The organism is Streptomyces sp. NRRL S-31 (assembly GCF_000718775.1).
Taxonomy (GTDB): Bacteria; Actinomycetota; Actinomycetes; order Streptomycetales; family Streptomycetaceae; genus Streptomyces.
The window spans coordinates 98394-123769 of record NZ_JOCB01000006.1; the positions used below are offsets into that span (position 1 = coordinate 98394).

24 protein-coding genes and 1 pseudogene are annotated in these 25376 nt (G+C 72.4%); 10 read left to right on the forward strand and 15 right to left on the reverse strand.

Annotation, left to right across the window (positions count from 1 at the left end; genetic code table 11):
• Nucleotides 1-71: 71 nt before the first annotated feature.
• Complete coding sequence (locus IF37_RS0104360; RefSeq protein WP_173456719.1) at nt 72-839, reverse strand: hypothetical protein; 768 nt, start codon at nt 837-839, stop codon at nt 72-74.
• A gap of 271 nt (nt 840-1110) precedes the next feature.
• Here IF37_RS0104360 and gcl point away from each other — a divergent pair, with 271 nt between their 5' ends.
• Entirely contained in the window at nt 1111-2898 is a 1788-nt protein-coding gene (gcl, locus tag IF37_RS0104365) for a glyoxylate carboligase (RefSeq protein WP_079165544.1), read from the forward strand.
• Between the two features lie 80 nt (nt 2899-2978).
• Here gcl and IF37_RS0104370 read toward each other — a convergent pair whose 3' ends face one another.
• The 5 genes from IF37_RS0104370 to IF37_RS0104390 all read right to left on the reverse strand — a co-directional run bounded on the left by IF37_RS0104370 (nt 2979) and on the right by IF37_RS0104390 (nt 8002).
• Nucleotides 2979-3728, reverse strand: a complete 750-nt coding sequence (locus tag IF37_RS0104370) for a hypothetical protein (protein WP_030736381.1) — start codon at nt 3726-3728, stop codon at nt 2979-2981.
• A 160-nt stretch (nt 3729-3888) separates the two neighbouring features.
• On the reverse strand, nt 3889-4122 hold the full coding sequence (locus tag IF37_RS0104375; RefSeq protein ID WP_030736384.1) for a hypothetical protein: 234 nt from the start codon (nt 4120-4122) through the stop codon (nt 3889-3891).
• A 407-nt stretch (nt 4123-4529) separates the two neighbouring features.
• Nucleotides 4530-5993 carry a catalase gene (locus tag IF37_RS0104380; protein WP_030736387.1) on the reverse strand — a complete coding sequence of 488 codons (1464 nt, stop codon included), beginning with the start codon at nt 5991-5993 and terminating at the stop codon, nt 4530-4532.
• Between the two features lie 205 nt (nt 5994-6198).
• The gene (locus IF37_RS0104385) at nt 6199-7104 is read right to left on the reverse strand and encodes a 2-hydroxy-3-oxopropionate reductase (RefSeq protein ID WP_030736390.1); all 906 of its coding nucleotides are present in this window, start codon (nt 7102-7104) and stop codon (nt 6199-6201) included.
• Between the two features lie 40 nt (nt 7105-7144).
• Complete coding sequence (locus IF37_RS0104390; protein ID WP_030736393.1) at nt 7145-8002, reverse strand: TIM barrel protein; 858 nt, start codon at nt 8000-8002, stop codon at nt 7145-7147.
• 204 nt (nt 8003-8206) lie between these two features.
• On the opposite strand from IF37_RS0104390, the gene IF37_RS0104395 reads away from it, so the two are divergent.
• The 8 genes from IF37_RS0104395 to IF37_RS0104430 all read left to right on the forward strand — a co-directional run bounded on the left by IF37_RS0104395 (nt 8207) and on the right by IF37_RS0104430 (nt 15420).
• Nucleotides 8207-8455 carry a hypothetical protein gene (locus tag IF37_RS0104395; RefSeq protein WP_037855633.1) on the forward strand — a complete coding sequence of 83 codons (249 nt, stop codon included), beginning with the start codon at nt 8207-8209 and terminating at the stop codon, nt 8453-8455.
• Nucleotides 8452-8820, forward strand: coding sequence for a helix-turn-helix domain-containing protein (locus IF37_RS0104400; RefSeq protein WP_030736398.1), 369 nt, complete (start codon nt 8452-8454; stop codon nt 8818-8820). Before IF37_RS0104395 ends, IF37_RS0104400 begins: the two co-directional genes overlap by 4 nt.
• A 189-nt stretch (nt 8821-9009) precedes the next feature.
• Nucleotides 9010-9519 (forward strand): 2-oxo-4-hydroxy-4-carboxy-5-ureidoimidazoline decarboxylase, encoded by a 510-nt coding sequence (gene uraD, locus IF37_RS0104405; RefSeq protein ID WP_030736401.1) that lies wholly within the window; start codon nt 9010-9012, stop codon nt 9517-9519.
• An 8-nt stretch (nt 9520-9527) separates the two neighbouring features.
• On the forward strand, nt 9528-9929 hold the full coding sequence (gene uraH / locus IF37_RS0104410; RefSeq protein WP_030736404.1) for a hydroxyisourate hydrolase: 402 nt from the start codon (nt 9528-9530) through the stop codon (nt 9927-9929).
• Between the two features lie 8 nt (nt 9930-9937).
• Entirely contained in the window at nt 9938-10873 is a 936-nt protein-coding gene (gene pucL / locus IF37_RS0104415) for a factor-independent urate hydroxylase (RefSeq protein ID WP_030736407.1), read from the forward strand.
• 64 nt (nt 10874-10937) lie between these two features.
• Nucleotides 10938-12350, forward strand: coding sequence for a nucleobase:cation symporter-2 family protein (locus IF37_RS0104420; protein WP_030736410.1), 1413 nt, complete (start codon nt 10938-10940; stop codon nt 12348-12350).
• Nucleotides 12351-12422: 72 nt separating this feature from the next.
• On the forward strand, nt 12423-13808 hold the full coding sequence (locus IF37_RS0104425; RefSeq protein ID WP_030736413.1) for an 8-oxoguanine deaminase: 1386 nt from the start codon (nt 12423-12425) through the stop codon (nt 13806-13808).
• A 244-nt stretch (nt 13809-14052) separates the two neighbouring features.
• Nucleotides 14053-15420, forward strand: a complete 1368-nt coding sequence (locus IF37_RS0104430) for a nucleobase:cation symporter-2 family protein (protein WP_030736416.1) — start codon at nt 14053-14055, stop codon at nt 15418-15420.
• A gap of 186 nt (nt 15421-15606) precedes the next feature.
• Here the strand turns inward: IF37_RS0104430 and IF37_RS0104435 are convergent, their stop codons facing one another.
• The 4 genes from IF37_RS0104435 to IF37_RS0104455 form a co-directional block, all read right to left on the reverse strand.
• Nucleotides 15607-16227 (reverse strand): hypothetical protein, encoded by a 621-nt coding sequence (locus tag IF37_RS0104435; protein WP_030736419.1) that lies wholly within the window; start codon nt 16225-16227, stop codon nt 15607-15609.
• A 475-nt stretch (nt 16228-16702) separates the two neighbouring features.
• Nucleotides 16703-17302 carry a histidine phosphatase family protein gene (locus IF37_RS0104445; RefSeq protein WP_030736425.1) on the reverse strand — a complete coding sequence of 200 codons (600 nt, stop codon included), beginning with the start codon at nt 17300-17302 and terminating at the stop codon, nt 16703-16705.
• An 87-nt stretch (nt 17303-17389) separates the two neighbouring features.
• Nucleotides 17390-19198 carry a serine protease gene (locus IF37_RS0104450; RefSeq protein WP_253915640.1) on the reverse strand — a complete coding sequence of 603 codons (1809 nt, stop codon included), beginning with the start codon at nt 19196-19198 and terminating at the stop codon, nt 17390-17392.
• Nucleotides 19199-19400: 202 nt separating this feature from the next.
• Nucleotides 19401-20609 (reverse strand): pyridoxal phosphate-dependent aminotransferase, encoded by a 1209-nt coding sequence (locus tag IF37_RS0104455; protein ID WP_030736431.1) that lies wholly within the window; start codon nt 20607-20609, stop codon nt 19401-19403.
• A gap of 81 nt (nt 20610-20690) precedes the next feature.
• On the opposite strand from IF37_RS0104455, the gene IF37_RS0104460 reads away from it, so the two are divergent.
• Nucleotides 20691-21317, forward strand: coding sequence for a winged helix-turn-helix transcriptional regulator (locus tag IF37_RS0104460; protein ID WP_030736434.1), 627 nt, complete (start codon nt 20691-20693; stop codon nt 21315-21317).
• A 59-nt stretch (nt 21318-21376) separates the two neighbouring features.
• Here IF37_RS0104460 and IF37_RS0104465 read toward each other — a convergent pair whose 3' ends face one another.
• From IF37_RS0104465 to IF37_RS45490, 5 genes and pseudogenes are all read right to left on the reverse strand, one after another.
• The gene (locus IF37_RS0104465; RefSeq protein ID WP_030736437.1) at nt 21377-22177 is read right to left on the reverse strand and encodes a hypothetical protein; all 801 of its coding nucleotides are present in this window, start codon (nt 22175-22177) and stop codon (nt 21377-21379) included.
• Nucleotides 22177-23439 carry a VWA domain-containing protein gene (locus IF37_RS0104470; protein ID WP_030736440.1) on the reverse strand — a complete coding sequence of 421 codons (1263 nt, stop codon included), beginning with the start codon at nt 23437-23439 and terminating at the stop codon, nt 22177-22179. The genes IF37_RS0104465 and IF37_RS0104470 overlap by 1 nt, the downstream gene beginning before the upstream one ends.
• A 72-nt stretch (nt 23440-23511) precedes the next feature.
• Complete coding sequence (rfbD, locus tag IF37_RS0104475) at nt 23512-24444, reverse strand: dTDP-4-dehydrorhamnose reductase (RefSeq protein WP_030736442.1); 933 nt, start codon at nt 24442-24444, stop codon at nt 23512-23514.
• Nucleotides 24441-25097 carry a dTDP-4-dehydrorhamnose 3,5-epimerase gene (rfbC, locus tag IF37_RS0104480; protein WP_063886356.1) on the reverse strand — a complete coding sequence of 219 codons (657 nt, stop codon included), beginning with the start codon at nt 25095-25097 and terminating at the stop codon, nt 24441-24443. Before rfbC ends, rfbD begins: the two co-directional genes overlap by 4 nt.
• Nucleotides 25098-25273: 176 nt before the next feature.
• A pseudogene (locus IF37_RS45490) lies at nt 25274-25376 on the reverse strand (AraC family transcriptional regulator); the annotation flags it as partial.

A 25376-nucleotide genomic window follows, 5' to 3' on the forward strand; every position in this document is an offset into this window, starting at 1 on the left:
CGGGCCGGTTCTGAAGCCGACGCGCCTCAGGCCCGGCGGTCCCGTCCGTCCCGGCAGTCCCGGCAGTCCCGTCAAGGCTGTCCGTCCCGTGTCCCGGTGCCCGGCTCCGGGGCGCCCGTGGCGTGCAGGGTCTCGGCGGCGTCGTTGACCGGCTGCGGTACGCCCGCCAGGTCGAGCACGAACAGCGGGACGCCCAGCGCGTCCGCGCCGGTCCGGGCGGTGGCCGTGTAACCGGCGAGGGAGAAGTACACGCACCGCGCGGACTCGGCCATCGCCGTCAGCCACAGGCACTCCACGTCCCGCGGGGCCGCCGGCCGCACCGTCGGGTCCACCTGGGCGAGCAGCCCGGGGGCGGCGAGGGCGATGCCGTTCGGCGGCCGGTGGCCGGTCCGGCGGACGTCCCGGTGCCCGAGCCACCGCAGATAGAGCGCGGCGGTGGCGACGGCGTCGCGGGCGGAGCGGACGGCGCGGGGCCGGAACGGGGGACGCGCCTCGCCGGGTGTGCGCACCGCCGCGGCCGTCAGCGCCGTTTCCGGTCCCGTTCCCGCACCCGGCCCCGTCGCCGTGCCGTCGGTCCGCCGCGCCGCCACCGCCGGCCGCAGCACCGTGCCGCAGGGGCAGCCCAGTTCCGGGCGGGGCCACTGGCCCGGGCGCCCGCAGGCGTCGCACGCCACGGTGAGCCACTCGTCGTCCCAGCCGCGGTGCTCCGCCACGGCCGGCTCGGCCGCCGGGTCCAGCCCCGGGGCGACCGGCGCCCCGCACACGCACGGATAGGCCGGTGCGGTGTAGACGTGTGCGCGCCGGCAGACCGGACAGCGCACCGGCACGCTCTCGGGCATGGGCCCACTCCAAGGCGTCGCGTCGGGACGGCGCTCCCATGGTGCTCCTCGCCGGCCTCTCCTGTCCGGCGCTTTCCGCTGTCCGGACGGCTCTTGACGACCTTCGCCCCCGCCCCTACATTGCTTCCAGATAGTAGAAGTTATATTCCGCGATACGGAAATTACTCGGGACGCCGTCCGGAGCCGTCGCGGAGACCGACGATCGGGAGACCGTGCTCACCGCGGGGCGCGCCGGTAGTACGCATCCGAGAAGCCGAAGCAGGAGTACTCGATGGCTCGTATGACCGCTGCCCGCGCGGCAGTTGAGATCCTCAAGCGCGAGGGCGTCACCGACGCCTTCGGTGTGCCGGGCGCCGCGATCAACCCGTTCTACAAGGCGCTCAAGGAGGGTGGCGGCATCAACCACACCCTCGCCCGCCACGTCGAGGGTGCCTCCCACATGGCCGAGGGCTACACCCGCACCCAGCCGGGCAACATCGGCGTCTGTATCGGCACCTCGGGTCCGGCCGGCACCGACATGATCACCGGCCTCTACTCCGCCATCGGCGACTCCATCCCGATCCTGTGCATCACGGGCCAGGCGCCCACCCACGTGATCCACAAGGAGGACTTCCAGGCCGTCGACATCGCCTCGATCGCCAAGCCGGTCACGAAGATGGCGGTCACCGTGCTGGAGGCCGCGCAGGTCCCCGGCGTCTTCCAGCAGGCCTTCCACCTGATGCGCTCCGGCCGTCCCGGCCCGGTGCTGATCGACCTCCCGATCGACGTCCAGCTCACCGAGATCGAGTTCGACCCGGAGACCTACGAGCCGCTGCCGGTCTACAAGCCCGCCGCGACCCGCGCCCAGATCGAGAAGGCCCTCTCCTACCTCCTGGCCTCCGAGCGTCCGGTCATCGTCGCCGGCGGCGGCGTCATCGGCGCCGACGCCACCGACCTGCTGGTGGAGTTCGCCGAGCTGACCCGGACCCCGGTCATCCCGACCCTGATGGGCTGGGGCACGCTGCCCGACGACCACGAGCTGAACGCCGGCATGGTCGGCGTGCAGACCTCGCACCGGTACGGCAACGCCAACTTCCTGGAGTCCGACTTCGTCCTCGGCATCGGCAACCGCTGGGCCAACCGCCACACCGGCTACAAGCTCGAGGTCTACCGCGAGGGCCGCACGTTCGTCCACGTCGACATCGAGCCCACCCAGATCGGCAAGATCTTCCCGCCGGACTACGGTGTCGTCTCCGACGCCAAGGCCGCGCTGGAGCTGTTCGTCGAGGTCGCCCGGGAGCTGAAGGCGGCCGGCCGGCTGCCCGACCGCGCCGGCTGGGTCGCCTCCACCCAGGAGCGCAAGGCGACCCTGCTGCGCCGTACGCACTTCGACGACGTGCCGATGAAGCCGCAGCGGGTGTACGAGGAGATGAACAAGGCGTTCGGCCCGGACACCCGGTACGTCACCACGATCGGCCTCTCCCAGATCGCCGGCGCGCAGATGCTGCACGTCTACAAGCCGCGCCACTGGATCAACTGCGGTCAGGCCGGCCCGCTCGGCTGGACCATCCCGGCCGCGATCGGCGTCGCCAAGGCCGACCCGGACGCCCCGGTCGTCGCGCTCTCCGGCGACTACGACTTCCAGTTCATGATCGAGGAGCTGGCGGTCGCCGCGCAGCACCGCATCCCGTACGTCCACGTGCTGGTGAACAACGCCTACCTGGGGCTGATCCGCCAGGCGCAGATCGGCCTGGACATCGACTTCCAGGTGAACCTGGAGTTCGAGAACATCAACACGCCCGAGATCGGGGTCTACGGCGTCGACCACGTCAAGGTCGCCGAGGGCCTGGGCTGCAAGGCCATCCGGGTCACCGAGCCGGACCAGCTGGGCGCCGCGTTCGAGCAGGCGAAGAAGCTGGCCGCCGAGTACCGGGTGCCGGTCGTCGTCGAGGCGATCCTGGAGCGGATCACCAACATCTCGATGAGCCGCACCATGGACATCAGCGACATCTCCGAGTTCGAGGACCTGGCCACCGAGCCCGGTCACGCGCCGACGTCGATCAGGACGCTGAAGGTCTGACGCGGCCGACGGCGAAGGGGCGGCCCGCCGGGGAGGACGGGCCGTCCCTTCGCCGTGTCCGCGCGAGGACCGTGCGGACCTCAGCCGAAGCCGCCGCCCCCGCATCCGCCGCCGTGGTCGTGCCCGCCGCCGTGACCGTGTCCGCCGTGACCGTGTCCGCCGTGGTCAAGGCCACCACCGTGCCCGCCGCCGTGGTCATGGCGGCCGTGGGCACCGTGCCCGCCGTCGCGGTCGTCGTCGTCCCAGGCGGCCAGGTAGGCGCCGTCGAGGAGGCGGCGGGAGCCGTCGCCGCGGGCGAACGGGAAGCGGCCCTCGTCCGCGAGCGCGCCACGGCCGGTGAGTCCCGCCGCGCGGGCGAACCGCGGCACCAGAACGGCCAGGGCCCGCTCGCCGTACAGCGCGACGGCGAACAGCACCTCCTCCTCCGGCAGGCCGTCGGCGCCGTCGGGCAGCGGGTGGCGCGCGCGCAGCGCCGCCAGGCTGCGGCGGGCGGCGCGGGTACGGCCGGGCGGCAGCGTCCGCAGCAGTCCCCGCGCCGCCAGTTCGGCCCGCATCCGGGCCAGGGTCCGCCGCACCACGGCGCGGCCGGGCAGTTCCCGTGGTCCCGCCGGCCGGTAGAGGCCGGTGCGGACCGCCTTCTCCAGCGGGTGCCGGAAGGGCCCGGCACCGCCCGTCGCGGTCTTGCGCAGCGTGCCCGGACGGCCCGCCTCGACCACCCCGCTCAGGTGCAGTCCGAGGACGGCGACGGTCACGGCGGCGCGGTCGCCCCCGCGCAGCAGCGCGACCGCGCACGGGTCCGGCGGGATCGGAATCGACGTCGTACGGCCCATGAGACACCCCCCGTGCGGGGCCCGCAGCCCCCGTGCCGGCGGGCCCCGCCTGCCCTGAACATGCCCGGGAACGGGGGCTGTCGAAGCCTAGTCCGCGCTGTTCAGAGCTTGATTTGAGGGTTGCGTAGCCCGGCTACGGACCCTGCCGTACGCGGCCCCGCTACAGCTCGTGCTCCGACAGCCCCGGCCAGTCGTCCGGGCCGCCGCCCTGCCATTCGATCAGGTCGCTCACCTCCACCTCGATCCGGTCCAGGTCGGCCAGCCGGAGGATCTCCACGACGTCGTCCAGGTGGGACGCGATCCCCAGGGTCACGTCCCCCTCGGTGACGCGCCGGGAGCCGTCCAGGGCCGGGGAGTGGACCACGATGTGCGGGTACTGCGCGGGATTGCCCATGCCTTCAGCGTGCTGCGCGGGCGGGGGATGCGCACGCCGGAGCGGGGACGGCCACCACATGGCGAAGCGCCCCCTGACCAGGGGGCGCTTCGCCATGTGGTGGCCGTCCGACGGCGCGAGGCCGGGCGCGACAGGTCGTTCGCGCCGCCGGACGGAGCGGGAGTCCCTCCGGAACGCTCCCGGAGGGAGGGGCTGGGACCGCGGTGGGTGCGACGGAGCCGGGTTCCTTCCCTCTGGTCGAGAAGGGAACCGCGATCTCTTTCACCACCGCACTGGCTCGCACGCCACCGCGGTCCTCGCCCTGCCCGCCGTACCGGGTGATCACCCCTCATCCGGATCACCTGGCGGCGGGGTCTTCGCGTCCGGGGCATGACCTCCCCGTCACGTCCCGGACGCAGTCTGGGTGCTCAGTCCTCGCGCAGGGCGCGGACCGCCTCCTCCACACGCTTGCCGTACTCGGGGTCGGCGGCGTGGAAGTGGGCCAGGTTCTTCTCGATCACGTCGTTGCGGGAGACCTGCGACAGGCCGCCGGCGATGTTCGCGATCAGGCGGGACTTCGCGTCCTCGGGCATCAGACGGTACAGCTCGCCGGCCTGGAAGAAGTCGTCGTCCTTGGTGTGGATCGGGGCCTCGTGGTTGCCCGTGTGGCCCGAGACCGGGAGCGGGGCCGACAGCGGGCGGCCGGTCTCCACCGGGCCGTCGTAGGAGTTCGGCTCGTAGTTCCTGGCGTCGCGGCCCTGGCCGTTGACCGCCATGAAGCCGTCGCGGCCGTAGTTCCGCGCACCGCCGGGGACCGCCTTGGGGGAGTTCACGGCGAGCAGGGTGTGGTTGACGCCGAGCCGGTAGCGGTGGGCGTCCGCGTAGGCGAACAGGCGGCCCTGGAGCATTTTGTCCGGGGACGGGCCGATGCCGGGCACGAAGTTGTTCGGGGAGAACGCGGCCTGCTCGACCTCGGCGAAGACGTTGTCCGGGTTGCGGTCCAGCACCAGGCGGCCCACGCGCTTGAGCGGGTAGTCCCGGTGCGGCCACACCTTGGTGAGGTCGAACGGGTTGAAGCGGTAGTTCTCGGCCTCGGCCGCCGGCATGACCTGGACGTACAGGGTCCAGGACGGGCGCACCCCGCGCTCGATGGCCTGGAGCAGGTCCGTCTGGTGCGAGTTGGGGTCCTTGCCCGCGATCTCCGCGGCCTGCTCGCTGCTCAGGCAGCGGATGCCCTGGTCGGTCTTGAAGTGGTACTTGACGAAGAAGGCATCTCCGGCCTCGTTCGTCCACTGGTAGGTGTGCGAGCCGAAGCCGTCCATGTGGCGGTACGACGCCGGGATGCCGCGGTCGCCCATCAGCCAGGTCACCTGGTGCGTGGCCTCGGGGGAGTGCGCCCAGAAGTCCCAGACGTTGTCCGGCTCCTGCCTGCCGGTGAACGGGTCGCGCTTCTGCGAGTGGATGAAGTCGGGGAACTTGATCGGGTCCTTGATGAAGAAGACCGGGGTGTTGTTGCCGACGAGGTCGTAGTTGCCCTCCTCGGTGTAGAACTTCACCGCGAAGCCGCGCGGGTCACGGACGGCGTCCGCGCCGCCGAGCGAGTCGGCGACCGTCGAGAAGCGGAGGAAGACCTCGGTGCGCTTGCCGACCGCGCTGAGGAAGTCGGCGTGGGTGTAGCCGGTGACGTCGTCGGTCACCTCGAAGTGGCCGTAGGCGCCGGAGCCCCGGGCGTGCACCACGCGCTCCGGGATCCGCTCGCGGTTGAAGCGCGCGAGCTTCTCCAGAAGCTGCTGGTCCTGGAGGAGGAGCGGCCCGCCGACGCCGGCGGAGGCGGAGTTCTGGTTGTCGGCGACGGGGGCGCCGGACTCGGTCGTGAGCACGCGCTTCGACATGGGGACCTTCCGAACGGACTGCTGAGCCTGGGGACGGTGGACTGAGAGTAGGAACGCCCGACCAGGGGAGTCAACAGTTTGTTGAAGTAGAATTCAACGGTTTGTTGAACAAGGGGGGCAGGGGTGGATTCCGGGCCGCGGTACCGCCTGGGCGCGACAGGACAGGTGTCGGCGGCACCGCGGCCCGGAAGTCTGTGCGGAGCGGTCAGACCCGGGCGCCGGACAGGCGCTCCACGGCCCGCAGCAGGGCCGAGTGGTCCAGGCCGCCGTCGCCCTGGGCGCGCAGGCTGGCGACGAGCTGGGCGACCACGGCGCCGACCGGCAGGGCCGCGCCGACGTTGCGCGCGGCGTCGGTGACGATGCCCATGTCCTTGTGGTGCAGGTCGATGCGGAAGCCCGGCCGGAAGTCGCGGTTCAGGAAATTGTCCTTCTTCCGCGTCAGCACGGTGGAACCCGCCAGCCCGCCGTTGAGGACGTCCAGGGCGGCCTTCAGGTCCACGCCGGACTTCTCCAGGAAGACCACGGCCTCGGCGCACGCCTGGATGTTCACGGCGACGATGAGCTGGTTGGCGGCCTTCACGGTCTGGCCGGAGCCGTGCGGACCGCAGAGCACGATGGTCTTGCCGAGCGCCTCGAAGATCGGCCCGGCCTCGTCGAAGTCGGCCTGCTCGCCGCCGACCATGATCGACAGAACGGCCTCGACGGCGCCGGCCTCACCGCCGGACACCGGGGCGTCCAGCACCCGGATGCCCTTGTCCGCGGCGGCCTTGGCGAGGTCCACGGAGGTCTGCGGGGTGATCGAGGACATGTCGATCAGCAGGGCGCCCCGCTTCGCGTTCTCCAGGATGCCGTCCGGGCCGTAGGCGATGGCCTCGACCTGCGGGGAGGCGGGCACCATCGTGATGATCACGTCGGCGTCGCGGACGGCCTCGGCGATGGAGGGGGCGGCCGTGCCGCCGGCGGCGGCCAGGCGCTCCAGCTTCTCCTGCTCCAGCGTGAACCCGGTGACCGGGTAACCCGCCTTGATCAGGTTCTCGGACATGGGCGAGCCCATGATGCCGAGGCCGATCCAGGCGATCGCGGGACGGGAGCTGTCTGCAAGGGTGCTCATCGGGGGTGCCTCTCTAACTGCTCTGCAAAGTCAAGGGGGTTCAGCGAGCGGCGCGCGCTTCGCGCGGGAGCCAGTCGAAGGACTCGGCGCTCGGACGGTCGCCCGGCTTGTACTCCAGGCCGACCCAGCCGTCGTAACCGGCCTTCCGCAACAGGCCCAGCAGCTCCTGAAGCGGGAGCGAGCCCGTCCCGGGGGCGCCGCGGCCGGGGTTGTCGGCGATCTGCACGTGCCCGGTGCGCGCCGCGTACCGCTCGATCACCGAGGGCAGGTCCTCGCCGTTCATGGACAGGTGGTAGAGGTCCATCAGGAACTTGGCGTTCCCGAGGCCCGTCGCCGCGTTCACCTCGTCGACGATCTCGATCGCCTTGGGCGCGCTCACGATCGGGCACTTCGGCGACTCGGGCCGGTTGAGCGCCTCGATCAGGACGGTCCCGCCGACCCGGCCGACGGCCCGGGCCGCGAGCACCAGGTTCTCCAGGGCGAGCGCGTCCTGCTCGGCCGGGTCCACGCCGTCGACGCGGTTGCCGTACAGGGCGTTGAACGTCGTGCAGCCGAGGGGTCCCGCGAAGGCGATGGCCACGTCGATGTTGGCGCGGAACCTCTCCGACTCCGCGCCGGGGATCGACAGCGCGCCGCGGTCCGGGCCCGGCAGCCGCCCGGCGTAGAAGTTCAGCCCCGTGAGCCGGACGCCCGCGTCCTCGATCGCCTTGCGCAGCGCGTCGAGTTCGGCCTGCTCGGGGGTGGGGGTCTCGATCCAGGGCCACCACAGCTCGACCGCGGTGAAACCGGCCGCGGCGGCGGCCGCGGGACGCTCCAGGAGCGGGAGTTCCGTGAAGAGGATCGACAGGTTGACGTTGAAGCGCTGGTCTGCGGCGGTGCTCCAGCTGAAACCCGGCATCGGGGCCGCGCTCCCTTCCGTGGTCGAGTTTCCGTATTACGGAAGTTCGTTTCTGCTTAATGGAAGATTGCCGTTGTGTGTCGCCGCTTGTCAAGGGGGGTCGCCCCGATGGCCGCGCACCGGCCGGGCCGCCTGTGCGCGGCGGCCGGGTCCGGGGCGGGCCGAGGCTGCGCGGAAAGGCGTGCCGGGCGTTAGGTTGTGCGCGTGCGATTGAGAGTGGAGTTCACGACCGAGCCCTTCGACCTCGACGAGGCGCCGCCGCACGCCGTGGTCGCCCGCGAGGTCGTCGAGGCGGCCCGGCTGGACGCCCTGGACGTGGGACCGTTCGGCAACACCGCGGAGGGCGGTGCGGACGCCGTGCTCACCGCGGTGGACGCGCTGCTGCGCAGGTCGCTCGCGGCCGGCGCCACCCGCATCTCGCTCCAGGTCAACGTGATCGGGGAGAGCGAGTGACCGGCACCGGGGACGAGTCGTTCATCGCGGCCGTGAAGCCGCTGGTCGACGCGATCGGCGGCGAGATGCTGCCGCCGGACGAGGCGTGCCCCGACGACGTGGTGCTGACCTGGGAGGGTGCGGCGGCCGTCGCCGTGCGGCTGCCGCAGCTCGCCGACTCCCTCGACCACATCCTGGCCGCGATGGAGCGCCGCAAGGGCATGCCCCTCGCGGATCTGGACCGCAAGGCCAAACAGGAGGTCGTCCGGGTGCTGGAGGCCCGCGGGGCCTTCTCGGTGCGGCACGGCGTGGAGACCGTCGCCGGCGCCCTCGGCGTCAGCCGCTTCACCGTCTACAACTACCTGAACCGCCAGAAAGAGAGCTGACCGGGCCCTTGTGGAGCCGCCGTCCGGCCTGTCCGGACGGCGGCTCCCGGCGTTTCGGCGGAGGGCCGTTCGACCCTGTCGTGAAGCCCTCGTATTTGTTACTCAGAATTTTCAACAAACTGTTGACGTCATGTTTCCGAGGGCGTTAGCTATCCGCAGCCCGTTCAGCACAAGGCCACGGAGGCACCCGTGACTTCGACTTCCACGCCGCCGGGCCTGGCCCGCTTCAACACCTCGCCGGAGGGCGACGCGCTCGCCGCGCTCCACGAGGCGTGCAGCTCCACGGTGTGGGCACGGCGGCTGCTGGCCGCCCGTCCCTACGCCGGCCCCGAGGATCTCTACGCAGCCAGCGACGCCGCCACGGCGGAGCTGACCGCCAAGGATCTCCGGGAGGCCATGGCCGGGCACCCGCCGATCGGCCGCCCCAAGCCGGGGGACCCCGCCTCGGCCCGGGAACAGCGCGGCATGGCCGGCGCCTCCGAGCAGCTCAAGGCGGAGATGCTCGAACTCAACCTGGCCTACCAGGAGAAGTTCGGCCATGTCTTCCTGATCTGCGCCACCGGCAGGACCGGTGAGCAGATGCGGGACGCCGTCAAGGAGCGGATCGGGAACTCGCCGGAGCGGGAGCGGGAGATCGTCCGCACGGAGCTGGGGAAGATCAACCGCATCCGACTGGCACGACTCGTCGAAGAGGACTGACAGCAGCCATGAGCACCAGCACCACGGCCTCGGTGTCCACGCACATCCTGGACACCTCCGCCGGCCGGCCCGCCGAGGCCGTCCCCGTCCGCCTCTCCGCCCGCTCCGGGCGCGACGCCCAGTGGCGCGAACTCGGCGGTTCGGCCACCGACGCGGACGGGCGGTGCAAGGATCTCCCGGCTCTGCCGGAGGGAACCACCCACGTACGGCTCGACTTCGACACCGAGCCGTACTTCGCCAAGAAACAAGCCGCGGCCCAGCAGGACGCCCCCGCGCTCCGGGACAGCGAGAACGGCCGACCGGTGTTCTTCCCCGAGGTCACCATCGCCTTCGCGGTGGTGCCCGGCGAGCACTACCACGTTCCGCTGCTGCTCAACCCGTTCGGCTACTCCGTTTACCGAGGGAGCTGACCGACACCATGACCCGTTTCGTCCTGGGACAGAACCAGTACGGCAAGTCCGAGAACCGCGTTGTCAAGATCACGCGTGACGGCGACACGCACCACATCAAGGACCTGAACGTCTCCGTCGCCCTCTCCGGCGACATGGAGGAGGTCCACCGCAGCGGTTCCAACGCGAACGTCCTGCCGACCGACACCACCAAGAACACGGTGTACGCCTTCGCCAAGGAACACGGCATCGTGAGCGCCGAGGACCTCGGCGTCAAGCTCGCCCGCCACTTCGTGGACAACAACGAGCCGATCCACCGGGCCCGCATCCGCATCGAGGAGTACGCCTGGGAGCGGATCGAGACCTCGCAGTCCGGTGCCCGCTTCGTCGGCGCCGACGAGATCGCCCACTCCTTCGTCCGCAAGGGCCAGGAGACCCGCGTCGCGCAGATCACCTACGACGGCCACGGCATCCAGGTGCTCTCCGGGTTCAAGGACCTCACCGTCCTGAACTCGACCAACTCCGAGTTCTTCGGCTTCCTCAAGGACAAGTACACCACCCTTCAGGAGGACTACGACCGCATACTCGCCACCACCGTCTCCACCTGGTGGCGGCACAACTGGGACGGCGTCGACTCGCACGCCCCGGACTGGGACCGCTCGTACAACGGGGTGCGCAAGCACGCGCTCCAGGCGTTCGCCGAGACCTACTCGTACTCGCTCCAGCAGACCCTCTTCGAGATGGGCGTGCGGGTGCTGAACTCGCGCGACGAGGTCGAGGAGATCCGTTTCTCGATGCCCAACAAGCACCACTTCCGCTCGGACCTGTCGCCCTTCGGGATCGACAACGAGGCCAAGGACGGCGCCGTCTACTTCGCCGCCGACCGCCCCTACGGCCTGATCGAGGCCACCATCCTGCGGGACGGCGCCGAGCAGCTCATCCCGGTCGACATGACCAACCTCTGACGCGGGACGCGTGCCCCCGGCCCCGCCACCCGGGCCGGGGGCACGCCACACCGGAGGGAACAAAATGGCACTGCCTGCGAAGGGGCCCGCCACAGCCCCCTGTTCCACCCCGCCGGAGCACATCGAGGACGCCGTCACGTCCGTGCACCCGGTGGACGAGAAGCTCCACGTATCGCGGCTCGTCCCCGCCGCGCTCCAGCACATCGCCGCCATGTACGCGGGCGTCGTCACTCCTCCGCTCATCATCGGCCAGGCCTGCGGACTCGACATCGCGGCCCGCACCCGGCTCATCGCCGCGAGCCTGCTCATCGCCGGCGTCGCGACCATCCTCCAGACCATCGGCGTCAAGGGATTCGTCGGCAACCGGCTGCCCTTCGTCAACGCCGCCTCCTCCGCCGGCATCGCCCCCATCCTGGCGATCGCCGAGACCAACGGAAAGGGACACCAACTCCCCGCCATCTACGGCGCGGTGATGGTCGCCGGCGCCTTCTGCCTGGCGCTCGGCCCGTTCTTCGGCCGGCTGCTCCGGTTCTTCCCACCCCTGGTCACCGGCGTGGTCATCACCCTGATCGGCGTCACCCTGATGCCCGTCCCGGTCGGCTGGGCGCAAGGCGGCGACAAGGCCGCCGCCGACTTCGGCGCCATGCGGCACCTCGCGCTCGCCGGATTCACCCTCGCCGTCATCCTGCTGATCCAGCGCTTCGGCAAGGGCTTCGTCAAACAGGTCGCCCTGCTCTTCGGCCTGCTCATCGGCACCCTGGCCGCGATCCCCTTCGGCATGGCCGACTTCAGCGGCCTGAAGTCCGCGCCCGTCGCCGCGCTGCCCACCCCGTTCGCCTTCGGCACCCCCGAGTTCCAGCCGGCGGCCATCCTCTCGCTGTGCATCGTGATGCTGGTGCTGATGACCGAGTCCTCGGCCGGCATGCTCGCCCTCGGCGAGATCTGCGACCGCCGCGCCGACGCGAAGATCATCACCCGCGGTCTGCGCACCGACGGCCTCGCCACCCTGCTCGGCCCCGTCTTCGGCGGCTTCCCCACCTCCGCCTTCGCCCAGAACGTCGGGGTCGTCTCGCTCACCCGGGTGCGCAGCCGCTACGTCGTCGCCGTGGCCGGCGGCAGCCTGCTGGTCCTCGGCGCCTTCCCGGTGCTCGGCGCGGTCGTCTCCCTGGTGCCCATGCCGGTCCTCGGCGGCGCGGGCATCGTGCTCTTCGGCTCCATCGCCGTCAGCGGCATCCGCACACTGTCTGAGGCCGGGCTGGACGACAGCTCGAACATCATCCTGGTGGCCGTGGCCCTCGGCGCCGGCATCATCCCGCTGGCCGCGCCGACCTTCTACGTCGGCTTCCCGGCCTGGGCCCAGACCGTGCTCGGCTCCGGCATCAGCGCGGGCGCCCTCGTCGCCGTGCTGCTGAATCTGTTCTTCCACCATCTCGGCACCCGGAGCCGTCAGACGGCTCCGGCACTCAAATCCTCCTAGGGTCCTGCCGTGCCCTCCCCGTGGACACGCCCCCCGCGTCCACGGGCCGCCACCGAAAGACAAGGAAGCACCATGGCACCATCGGCAGCCCAGCGCATCGTCATCGAGAACTGCGCGATCGCGACCGTGGACGCGGCGGACACGGAGTACGCCTCCGGACACCTCGTCCTCGCCGGCAACCGGATCGAGTCGGTCGGCGCGGGCAAGGCCCCCGGGAACCTGGAGAACGTGGTGCGCCGGATCGACGGGCGCGGCCATCTGGCCACGCCCGGTCTGGTCAACACCCACCACCACTTCTACCAGTGGATCACCCGGGGCCTGGCCACCGACCACAACCTGTTCGACTGGCTGGTCGCGCTCTACCCCACGTGGGCGCGTATCGACGAGCAGATGACGTACGCGGCGGCGCAGGGCTCCCTCGCCATGATGGCCCGGGGCGGTGTCACCACGGCCATGGACCACCACTACGTCTACCCGCACGGCACCGGTGACCTGTCCGGCTCGATCATCCGGGCCGCCGCCGAGATGGGCGTCCGCTTCACGCTGGCCCGCGGCTCGATGGACCGCAGCGAGAAGGACGGCGGTCTGCCGCCGGACTTCGCCGTCGAGACGCTCCAGGGCGCCCTCGCCGCCACCGAGGAGACCGTCAAGAAGCACCACGACGCCTCCTTCGACGCCATGACCCAGGTGGCCGTCGCGCCCTGCTCGCCGTTCTCCGTCTCCACCGAACTCATGCGTGAGGGCGCCGAGTTGGCCCGCCGCCTGGGGGTACGGCTGCACACCCACGGCTCGGAGACCGTGGAGGAGGAGAAGTTCTGCCACGAGCTGTTCGGCATGGGCCCCACCGACTACTTCGAGTCCACCGGCTGGCTCGGTGAGGACGTGTGGATGGCGCACTGCGTCCACATGAACGACTCCGACATCGCGGCCTTCGCCCGGACCAGGACCGGCGTCGCCCACTGCCCCTCGTCCAACGCCCGCCTCGCCGCCGGCATCGCCCGCGTCCCCGACCTGCTGAAGGCGGGCGTACCGGTCGGCCTCGGCGTCGACGGCACCGCCTCCAACGAGTCCGGCGAACTCCACACCGAGCTGCGCAACGCCCTGCTGATCAACCGCCTCGGCGCCCACCGCGAGGCGGCCCTCAACGCCCGCCAGGCCCTGCGGCTCGGCACCCACGGCGGCGCCCGGGTCCTCGGCCGGGCCGAACAGATCGGCTCGCTGGAGCCCGGCAAGCTGGCCGACGTGGTGCTGTGGAAGATGGACACGCTCGCCCACGCCTCCATCGCCGACCCGGTGACCGCGCTGGTCTTCGGCGCGGCGGCCCCGGTCACCGCCTCCTTCGTGGGCGGCCGGCAGATCGTCGAGGACGGCCGCCTGCTCACCGTCGACGAGGACGCCGTCGCCGCCTCCACCCGCGAGGAGGCCCAGCGCCTGGCCCGGATCGCAGCCCAGGGCTGATCCGCCCCGGGCTCTCCCCAGACTCCGGCCGGGAGGGACGGCTCCCGGCCGGGACCCGTGGATCCGAGCGGGATCCACGGCACGCCGTCTCCGGGGCCCGTGCGGACGCACGCGCCCCGGAGACGGTCACCCCGCACCGCTCACCCACCGCTCACGCGTCACCCCCGTCACGGTCCCGCACGACCACACGCACCACCTCCATGAAACCCACGTGACGACGTGTCACCCGCCCGGAGGAGCAGCCGTGGCCGCCCATCCAGTTGACGAAAAACTCCCCGCTCTCAAAATGGCGACCAGCGGTCTACAACACGTGGCCGCCATGTACGCAGGAGTCGTCGCCCCACCCCTCATCGTCGGCGCGGCCATCGGCCTGTCCGCCACCGACCTGACCTTCCTCACCGGTGCCTGCCTGTTCACCGCCGGCCTCGCCACCTTCCTCCAGACGCTCGGCTTCTGGAAGATCGGCGCCCGGCTGCCCTTCGTCAACGGCGTCACCTTCGCCGGTGTCGCCCCCATGACCGCGATCGTCGCCTCCACCGAGGACAAGTCCGACGCCCTGCCGATCATCTTCGGCGCGGTCATCGTCGCCGGACTCCTCGGCTTCCTCGCCGCGCCGGTCTTCTGCAAGGCGGTCCGCTTCTTCCCGCCGGTCGTCACCGGCTCCGTCATCACCCTGATCGGGATCTCCCTGCTGCCGGTCGCCTTCGGCTGGGCGCAGGGCCCCGACCCCAAGGCCGACGACTACGGTTCGACGACCTACCTCACCCTCGCCGGTGTCACCCTGCTGATCGTCCTGCTGCTGCGCCGCTTCACCCGGGGCTTCGTCAAGCAGATCGCCGTCCTGCTCGGTCTGATCGTCGGCACTCTTGTCGCGATCCCCTTCGGCGTCACCGACTTCAGTCCCGTCGCCGACGCCGACGTGGTCGGCTTCCCGACCCCGTTCCACTTCGGCGCACCCCAGTTCCAGCTCGCCGCGATCCTCTCCCTGTGCGTGGTGATGGTGGTCTCGATGACCGAGTCGACCGCCGACATGCTGGCGCTCGGCGAGATCGTCGAACGGCCCGCCGACGAGAAGACCATCGCCGCCGGCCTGCGCGCCGACACCCTCGGCTCCGCGCTCAGCCCGCTGTTCAACGGCTTCATGTGCAGCGCCTTCGCACAGAACATCGGCCTGGTCGCGATGACGCGGATCCGCAGCCGGTACGTCGTCGCGACCGGCGGCGGCTTCCTGGTCCTGATGGGCCTGTGTCCGATGGCCGCCTCGCTCATCGCGGTCGTGCCCCGCCCGGTGCTCGGCGGCGCCGGCGTCGTGCTGTTCGGCTCGGTCGCGGCCAGCGGCATCCAGACCCTGGTCCGGGCCGGCCTGGACCGCGACAACAACGTGCTGATCGTGGCCGTGTCCCTCGCGGTCGGCATCATCCCGATCACCGCGCCGGAGTTCTACCACTCCTTCCCCGAGACCGCGAAGATCGTCCTGGACTCGGGCATCTCCACCGGCTGCGTCATGGCCGTGGTGCTCAACCTCCTCTTCAACCACATCGGCAGGGGCCGCGACGCCCAGGACGTCACCCATCCGATGGAGGCGGGGGAGGAGATCGCCGCTGTCCACTGACACCGACGACCAGCACTTACCCGGCCGGGGGCCACGGAGCCGACTCCGCGACCCCCGGCCTTCGCGCTGGCCCCGGCGCTCTACAGGCCGAGCGGGTCCGGGTCGGTCGCCCACGTTCGATGTCGCGGTCGACTCCGCGGTCGACTCCGGCGCCGGCTCTGGCGTCGACCGATCCCGGCATGCGGGTCACACCCGGCGCGGCGAGGCCAGCAGATAGCGCGCCCTGGTCCGCGGCTCGGTGTACTCGCCCGTCTGCCAGCCCGCCTCCTCCAGCGTGGCCGCGCAGGCCGCCAGCGCCTCCGCATCCGGCGCGTACACCGCGACCGCCTCCGGCTGCGGGGTGGCCCGGACCCGGTAGCCGTCCGCGCCGCCGCCCGCCGGACGGTGCCCGGCCGCCTCCAGCGCGAGCGCCGCGGCCCGCACCAGATGCGCCCGCTCCCAGCCGCAGGGCCGGTCCACGGCGCCGTCGGGATGCGTCATCCGGCGCAGCTCCAGCAGGCCCTGCCAGGCGCTGTGCACCTCGCGTTGCCGGGCCGGGCCGGACGCGGGCGGCTCCTCCTCGCCGCCGACGCGGGCCGCGAACACCCCGGCCTCCGGCACCGGTGCGGCGGGCGCCTCGGGCACCGCCTCCCGTATCCGGTGGCCCGCCGGGGTGAGGAAGTGGTCGTGCGGCGGCCGGGGGTGACGGAAGGCGAGCCCCCGCTGCACCAGCGCGGCCAGCTGGGATCGGGTGCCGCGCAGCCGGCCGGTGACCGGATCGGCGGCCTCGATCACCCGCCGCTGCGCGACGGTCGGCGGTCGGGACACGGCAGCCTCCTTCCGGCACCGTCGGTGTGCGCGGCCGCCCGGCGGACGACCCATCAGCAGACTACGGGGCGGGTCTGACAACGCGGGTCCGCGCGGCGCGGGCGGTCAGGACGGCGGGCGTGGTGGTGGCCGGCATCGGCGGCTCCGGGAACGGAAGGGTCCCGCATCGGGTGGGACGGCGGTCACCGTGCACGGCGCCGCCTCCCTGTTCGGTGCCCTCGGCGGCGCGGCCGGCACCGGCGGCACGATCCCGGGCCGGCACCCGGCCCGGCTGGTACGCGGCCGTCATCCAACTGGTCGCCGGGGCCCTCCGGCCCGCCCGCCGCCGCACTCGGGCGGGCCTGGATCCGGGCCCGGGCGGCTCGGTCCGGCACGGCTGCTTCGGGCTCCGGACGGCCCCGGCCCCGCAGTTCGGCCCGGCAGCGTTACCGCGGGTCCGGGAGGTCCGGGGCCCGAACGACGCGGCCCGCCACCGCTACTGCGGAGCCCGGATGTTCCAGCCCGCCACCACCGGCCGCCCGTGCTCGGTGCCGAGCCGGCCCAGCGCGCCCGTGGCGAGCTGGAAGAGCGCCCCGTGCCGCGCGGGGAGCCCCAGGCGGCGGGCGGTGAGGACGCGGAGGAAGTGACCGTGGGCGATCAGGACGACGGCGCCCCCGGTGCCGGCGAGGGCGGCGTCGGCCTTGGCCAGCATCCGGTCGGCGCGCTCCCCGACCTGCTCGGGGCTCTCGCCCGGGTGGTCCGGCGGTCCGGGCGCGACGCCGTCGGTGAAGAGGAACCAGCCGGGCCGGCCGCGCTGGATCTCCGGGGTGGTCACGCCCTCGTACCCGCCGTAGTCCCACTCGCGCAGGTCGGCGTCGACCCGCGCGTCCGGGACGCCGATGAGCCGGGCGGTCTCCCGGGCCCGCCGGAGGGGGCTGACGAAGGCCGCCTGGATACGGAGCGGGCGGATCAGCGGCGCCAGCCGGCGTGCCTCTTCCCGGCCGTGCTCGGTGAGCGGTACGTCGGTCCAGCCGGTGTGCCGCCCGGACCGCGACCACTCGGTCTCCCCGTGCCGGACGAGAAAGAGGTCACCCATGACGGCACGGTGCCACACGGCGGCCGCCGCGCGCAGGACGGACTGCGCCAGACGGCCGCCGCCCGCCGGCCCCTGCCGGACGGGGGGTCAGGTGCCGGGGTGGACCAGCGTGTACTCGGTGCCGAGCGACGTGGCTCCGGTGTCGGCGTAGAGCGTGGTCTCCCCGTCGGACCAGCGCACGATCAGGTCGTCGGCGGAGCCGTCGTGGCGGAAGCGGCCGGCGGTGAGCACCCGAGCGTGCTGCCACAGGCCGCTCGGCCCGCGCGTCCGGGACCTGGTGCCGAGGCCCGCGGCCGAGGTGTCGGTGTACGTGTCGAGCGCGCCGTCGGCCCCGCGCACCAGCAGGTCCCCGGTGGCCGTGCCGCCGAAGTCGCCGCCGGTCAGCGAAGCGGCCTTGGCCCAGGTGCCGTTCGCGGCGACGAGCCGGGTGCCGGTGCCGAAGCCGTCGGCCCCGGCCTCGGGGTGGAGGGTGAGCGACCCGTCGGCCCAGCGCACCAGCAGCCCGGTGCCCCGGCTGCCGCCGAAGGACCCGGTGGTGACCTGGACGGCGTTCTTCCAGACGGAGCCCGGCGCCGCCATCCGGATCTCCCGGCCCAGGCCGGAGGGGCCGGGTCGCGGGTAGAGCGTGACCCCGCCGTCGGCCCAGCGCACCAGCAGTCCCGACCGGTCACCGGTGAAGGTGCCGCCGGTCAGGGCCCGGGCCCGGGTCCAGACCGAGTCGGCCTCGCGCAGCCGCTTCTCGGCCCCGAAGCCGCCCTTGCCGTCGCCGGGGTGCAGCGTGACCGCGCCGTCGGACCAGACCACGAGCAGATCGTCGTGCCGGTCGCCGGTGTAGTCGCCCGAGGCCATCAGCGCTGCCCCGCGCCAGCGTGCCGCGCCGCCCGCGAGGGCCCCCTTCAGGCCCCGGTACGGGGGCAGGTCGGCGGGCGGGGCCTGACCGGCGACGGCGTCGGCGAGGAGGTTCGCGGCGTCGGCGCCGAACGCGGTGGCGTAGCTGACGTAGTCGACGTCGGCGTCGTTGCCGCCGCCGTGGTACCCGCCGAGGTCGCCGATGACGTGCCCGGTGCGGGCGTCGTCCGCGTAGTCGGTGATCCAGGGGCTGCCGGAGACCCCGCCGTAGTAGCCGCCGCAGGTCATCGACAGCTGCCGGTAGCCGCGGAGCTGCCGGGTCGGCACCGTGCACCTGACCGCGTGTCCGGCGCTGTTGTGCCGGTGGGAGGGGTAGCCGACGACGGTGACGTTCCGCAGGGCGTAGCCGGCGGGCCGGGTGAAGGTCAGCCCGCCGCCCACCGCGTCCTGGAGAGACTTGCCCCACTGGTTGGCCGAGACCCGGGCGAACGCGGTGTCCAGGTCGGACGAGACCCCCTTGGTCGTCGTCGACCCTCGGTCGGGCTTGTAGCGGGGGTCGATGAAGATCCGCTGGATGTGGAAGATGCCGTACGGCTGCCGGTCGGGCGCCGCGCCCTTCACGAACTTCGGTACGAAGATGTAGTCGCTCTTCATGTTCAGCGCGCAGTGGGCCGCGGTGAGCACGATGTTCCGGGCCTTGGTGTCGATCACGCTGCCCGTGCAGTGCCAGGTGGTGCCGCGCGGCCCGTCGGCGCCGAAGAACGTGCCGACCAGCCGGGTCCCCGGGAACAGAGTGCCCTTCGGCCGGGCCGCCGCCGCGGCCGACGCGCCCGGCGCCGACGGCGCGTGCCGTACCGCGTCGAGCGGCTCCGACCCGGCCATGCGCCGCGCGGTCCAGAACCGCGCGGCCTGTCGCGCCTCCTGCCCCGCGGCGGACGCGGCGGGCGCGGACGGCGTGGGAGCGGCCCGCGCGGCCGGCGTCGCGAGTCCGAGCAGCGCCGCGCACAGCACGGCGACACCGGCACGGCGTCCCGCACGGGAGAACAACCGCGCGTATGACGACGCTCTGCGGTCCGAGGACGGTCTTCCGTACGAGAACACTGACGCTCCCCCTGGTCATCGGCCCCGGCCACCGGCCCCGGCCGTCGGTCATCGGCCCCCGGCCATCGGTCATGGGCCGGAGCCGGCCGGCCACTGCGGGGATGATCTTCGCACGGGCGAGCGAAACGGGCGACGTGCGCCGGGCGCGCTACTGCCGGTACCCGCCGAGGAACCTGCCGATCCGTCCGATCGCCGCCTCCAGGTCGTCCGCGTACGGCAGGGTCAGGATGCGGAAGTGGTCGGGGGCGGGCCAGTTGAAGCCGGTGCCCTGGACCACCTGGATCTTCTCGCGCAGCAGCAGGTCCAGGACGAACCTCTCGTCGTCGTGGATCCTGTGCACCTTGGGGTCGATGCGCGGGAAGGCGTACAGCGCGCCCTTCGGCTTCACGCAGGAGACGCCGGGGATCTCGTTGAGCTTCTCCCAGGCCACGGTGCGCTGTTCGTGCAGCCGGCCGCCGGGCCGGGTGAGGTCGCGGATGGACTGGCGTCCGCCGAGCGCGGCCTGGATGGCGTACTGCGCGGGGGCGTTGGCGCACAGCCGCATGGAGGCCAACATGGTCAGGCCCTCCAGGTAGTCCTTGGCGTGCTGCCGGGGACCGGTGACCACCAGCCAGCCGGAGCGGAAGCCCGCCACCCGGTAGGTCTTGGACAGGCCGCAGAAGGTGAGGACGACCAGGTCGGGGGCGAGCGCGGCGGCCGAGTGGTGGACGGCGTCGTCGTACAGGATCTGGTCGTAGATCTCGTCGGCGAACACCATCAGGCCGTGCCGGCGGGCCAGGTCGAGGATGCCCTCGACGACCTCCTTGGGGTAGACCGCGCCGGTCGGGTTGTTCGGGTTGATGATGACCACGGCCTTGGTGCGGTCGGTGATCTTCGACGCCATGTCGGCGAGGTCCGGGTTCCAGTCGGCCTGTTCGTCGCACAGGTAGTGGACGGCCTTGCCGCCGGCCAGCGTCGTGGTGGCCGTCCAGAGGGGGAAGTCCGGTGCCGGGACGAGGATCTCGTCGCCGTCCTCGACGAGGGCCTGGACGGCCATGGAGACCAGTTCGGAGACGCCGTTGCCGAGGTAGACGTCGTCCACGCCGACGTCGAGCCCCAGGCTCTGGTAGCGCTGGGCGACCGCGCGGCGGGCGGAGAGGACACCGCGGGAGTCGGTGTAGCCGTGCGCCTGCGGCAGCATCCGGATCATGTCCTGGACGATCTCCTCCGGCGCCTCGAAGCCGAAGGCCGCGGGGTTGCCGGTGTTCAGGCGGAGCACGCTGTGCCCCGCCTCCTCCAGCGCGTTGGCGTGCTCGATCACCGGGCCTCGGATCTCGTAGCACACCTCGCTGAGCTTGTTGGACTGCCGGAACTCCATGGGCCCCTCCGGGAACTCGTGTTACTTGGTTTTACCAAGCTGGAGCTTGGAAAGTCCAACAACGTGTCTAGACTGCGTCGCATGCCACCTCGCCGAAGCTACGACCAGTACTGCTCCGCAGCCCGCGCCCTCGACCTCGTCGGCGACCGCTGGACCCTGCTGATCGTCCGGGAGCTGCTCGCCGGCCCCCGCCGCTACACGGATCTGCACGCGGACCTGCCCGGCGTGAGCACGGACGTACTCGCCTCACGGCTGAGGGACATGGAGCGGGACGGCCTCGCGACCCGGCGGCGGCTGCCCCCGCCGGGCGCCGCGTACGTCTACGAACTCGGCGACCGCGGGCGGCGGTTGCTGCCCGTGCTCCAGGCGCTGGGCAGCTGGGGCGAGGCGGAGCTGGGGGAGCGACGGCCCACCGACGCGGTCCGCGCGCACTGGTTCGCACTGCCGCTGCTGCGGGCCCTGGAGGGCGAGGGAGTCGTCGAAGTCCACCTGGAGGAAGGCGACTTCCACCTGAACGTGGGCGCCGAGGAGGGGCCGGTGTACGGCGACGGTCCCGCGCCCGGCGCGGCCGACGCCCGGCTGGTTATGGACGCGGCGACCTGCGAGGCCATCGCCCGGGGCGAGTCGGCCCTGCCCGACGCCGTGCGGGACGGACGGGTGACGGTGACCGGGGACGGCGCGCTCGCCAAGGCGCTGCGGGAGGCGTGAGACGGGTGAAGGCCCGCCGGACCGGCGGGCCTTCACGGGAGGGAGTGAGCCGTGCGGCGTCAGACGCCGGGCGGCACCCGGGACGGCCGCCCCGACCCGCGGGTCAGCGCGTAGCCGCCGATGCCGGCGAGCGCGGCCAGCACCCCGCCGATCGCGGTCCACACCCAGCGGTCGGACCACCACCCGGACGACCAGCCGTCGTCCGAACCGAAGCTGGACAGCACCGCGCCCTTCGAACCGTTCTTCTCCGCCTCGGACTTGGCGGCGATGCCCGGGACGAGCGGTTTGCCCAGCCTGCCGTCCACGGCCGCCGCGCCGCCGATGTCCTTGGAGTCGACGCGCACCTCGGCGCCGACCGGCTGGCCGAGGTCGGAGGCGCCGAGGTCCACCACCGTCAGCCGGACGTAGTACGTGCCCGGCAGCGGGTCGTCGGACCACTGCTCCGACCAGCCGCGGACCGTGCGCAGCACACACGCCAGCTCGACCGAGCCGGTGCCCTGCGCGGCGGTGCGGGCCGACGCGCCGTACTGGCACGCCTGGCGGCGCCGCAGCCCGTCGTACACGTCGAGCTGCCAGGTCTGCGCGCCGTGCGTGTCCGGCAGCTTCACCGTGGCCTCGACGGTCGGCCGCTGTCCGGTGTCCGCGGCGAACGACCAGTACAGGTAGTCACCGGTGGAGCCGGACGCGGTGGCCCGCTGCCCCTGCTCGATCTCCGTCGCCGTACGGAAGGAGGTGCCCGCCCGGGTGGGTGCCGCGCCGTCGGCGGAGGCGCTCGGGGAGGGCGAGGAGTCGGCGGCGGCCGGTCCGGCGGCCAGTCCCAGCGCCAGCAGCGCGGCGCCCAGCACTCGTGTGATCCGCATCAGTTCGTCCTCCAGACCGCGACCCGCCAGCGTGACAGCCAGCCCCACAGCAGACCCGCCAGGAAACCGGCCAGCACCAGCGCGCCCAGCAGCCACCAGCCCCGGCCGAGACCGAAGGAGGCCACGTCGTGGTGGCCCGAGGGACCGTCCACCACGTCGACGGTCAGCTCCAGCGGCAGACCCGGCGTGGTCTTCACGCCCGAGGCCGCCGAGAACGACTGGGTGACCTGGAGGCACACCGTCTCCGCGGGTGCCGCGTCGTCGTCGCTGTCGGCCTTCGGGTAGCGCAGGCCGGTGGAGACGGCGTCCGTACGGCCGGTGCCGTCGGCCTCACCGCGGACGATCTCCCGCCCGTGCACGGTCACCGCCCGCAGCAGCACGCCGTAGTTCGGGTCGACGGCCCGGTCGTCCGCCACGCTCACCGAGGCGCGCAGCTCCTGGCCGGGTTCGACGTCGACCTTGTACCAGCGCTGCTGTCCGAACTCCTCGCGGTCGGTGTACAGCCCGGACTTCAGGGCCGGCGCCTTCTCGCACCGGTCCGCGCCCTCGGTCGCCACCGGCGTCACCACGGGGTCCGCCGCCCGGTCGACCAACTCGCCGACCCGGTCGGACAGTTCCTCCTTGTGCCGGACATCGGTGTAGGTGCCGCCGGTCGCGTCCGCGATGCAGCTGAGCTGCTCACGGGTCTTGGCGTCCGGCACCAGGCCCAGGGTGTCGATGGTCAGGCCGATGCCCTTGGCCGCTATCTCCCGGGCCACCTCGCACGGGTCGAGCGGCTGGCAGGTGTCCTCGCCGTCGCTGATCAGGACGATACGCCGGGTGCCGGCACCGCCGTCCAGATCACCCGCCGCCTTCAGCAGCGCGGGCCCGATCGGGGTCCAGCCGGTCGGCGCCAGCGTGGCCACGGCCGTCTTCGCGTCGGTCCGGTTCAGCGGACCGACCGGGTAGAGCTGCGCGGTGTCCTTGCACCCCTCCTTGCGGTCGTCGCCGTGGTAGTTGGCGCCGAGGGTGCGGATGCCGAGCCGCACCTCCTCGGGCGTCGCGTCCAACACCTCGTTGAACGCCTGCTTCGCCGCCGCCATCCGGGTGCCGCCGTCAATGTCCCGGGTGCGCATGGAACCGCTGACGTCCAGCACCAGTTCGACCTTCGGAGCGGCCTGCTCCGTCTCATCGGCGACCGCACCGGAGGGAAACGCGATCCCGGCCGCCAGGACGGCGAGCAGAGCACACACACCCGCCGCCAGCCGTTGTCTTCTGATCATCGCCGGATCCTATTGATCAGACGGGCCGCACTTCAAAACGGCGGTCGTGACAGCCTGCGAAGACACCACCCGTCAGATTCCGTTCCCTTCCCGGTCACCGTGCGGCTGGCTCGAAGCCCGGCAGGGGCGCGGGCCGGCCGCGACGAGCGCGGGCAGTGCCCGGGCGAGGGCCGCCTGCCAGGGCCCGAGGGGACGTAGACCGGCTGCCGCCCAGCGGGCGTGTCCCAGGACGCTGTAGGCGGGACGCGGAGCGAGGCGGCCCAGCGCCGCGGTGGTCGTGGGCCGGATCCTGTCCGGATCCCCGCCCAGCAGGCGGAGGATCTCGCGGGCCAGCCGGTACCAGGTCGTCGTGCCCGAGGCGGTCGCGTGGTAGACGCCCGGCGGGGCGGCACCACGAGCGGCGGACTCACCCAGCCGTACCAGCAGCCCGGCCAGATCGACCGTCCAGGTCGGCTGGCCGTACTGGTTGTCGACGACGTCCAGGAACGGGTGCCGCGTCCCCCGTTCGATCACCGTGCGCACGAAGTTGGAGCCGTGGGCGCCGTACAGCCATGCGGTGCGGACGACGCGTCCGCGCCCGGGCAGTACCTCCAGCACGGCACGTTCGCCGTCCAGCTTGGTGCGGCCGTAGACGGTGCGCGGCTCGGCCGGCGCCGTCTCCGGGTAGGGGACGGCAGCGGTACCGGCGAAGACGTAGTCGGTGGACACGTGGATGAGCACGGCTCCGGTCGCGGCGCAGGCCAGGGCGAGATGGCGGGCGCCGTCCGTGTTGACCGCGCGCGCCGCGCCGGCCTGCCGCTCGGCACCGTCGACATCGGTCCACGCCGCGCAGTTGACCACGATCCCGGGACGGGACGCGCGCAGCGCGGCGTACACCGCTCGCCGGTCGGTGACGTCCAGTTCACGCCGGCTCAGGGCGAGCGTGTCCGCCGCCCGGGCGGCCAGCAGGCGGACCAGGTCCTGCCCGAGCATGCCGCCGGCGCCGGTGACCAGCCATCTCGTCATCGCCGCTCCCTGCCCCGTGGTCCTGGGCCGTACGCTTCGTCGTCGTACGCCGCATCGTCCGCCGGCCGACACGTCCGGTGCGGCCCGGGGAAGGGCGCGTACCGCGGCAGTGATCCGCGCGCACGGGCCTCGGCGAGAGACGGTGCTCGCCGGTCCCGGTCGGACAGCACCGCGTCCGGCCCCGTCGGCCAGCGGATGCCGAGTTCGCTGTCGAACGGATCCACGCCGCGCTCGAACTCCGGCGCGTAGGGCGTGGAGCACAGATAGACCACGGTCGCGTCGTCGGTGAGCGCCGCGAAGCCATGGCCCAGCCCTTCGGCCAGGAACACCGCCCGGTGGGTGCGGTCGTCGAGGGTCACCGCCTCCCACCGGGCGAACGTGGGCGATCCCGTGCGCAGGTCGACCACCACGTCCAGGACCGCCCCCCGCACACAGGTGACGTACTTGGCCTGTCCGGGCGGTACGGCGCTGTAGTGGACGCCCCGCACGACGCCTCGGCGGGACACCGAACGATTGGCCTGGGCCACCGTCATCGACCGTCCGGTGAAGGCGTGCAGTACATCGGGACGGAACCACTCCTGGAAGGTCCCCCGGGCGTCGCCGAAGACCCGAGGCTCATGGACCCAGGCGCCTTCGATTCCCAGTGCTCGCACCGGACGTGCTCTCCTTTCCGTGCCGACTACAGTCGCGCACGCGTCGTCGCGGATTCACTCAGGCGTACACCACCGGACGGACGCGGTGCGGACAACGACGTTTTACACGCCTTCATCTGACCGGAAATCAGCTCGGCTCCGGGAACGATCCCGAGCACGGATGCGGCAGAGTCGTCCACCCGTCCCCCCGGGTGGTCCGTCGTCCCCAGCAGGTACGGGCCCCGCCGCACCCGCGCCCGGTGCAACCACTGGAGCGGTGTCGTGCCGGTCTGGTCACGG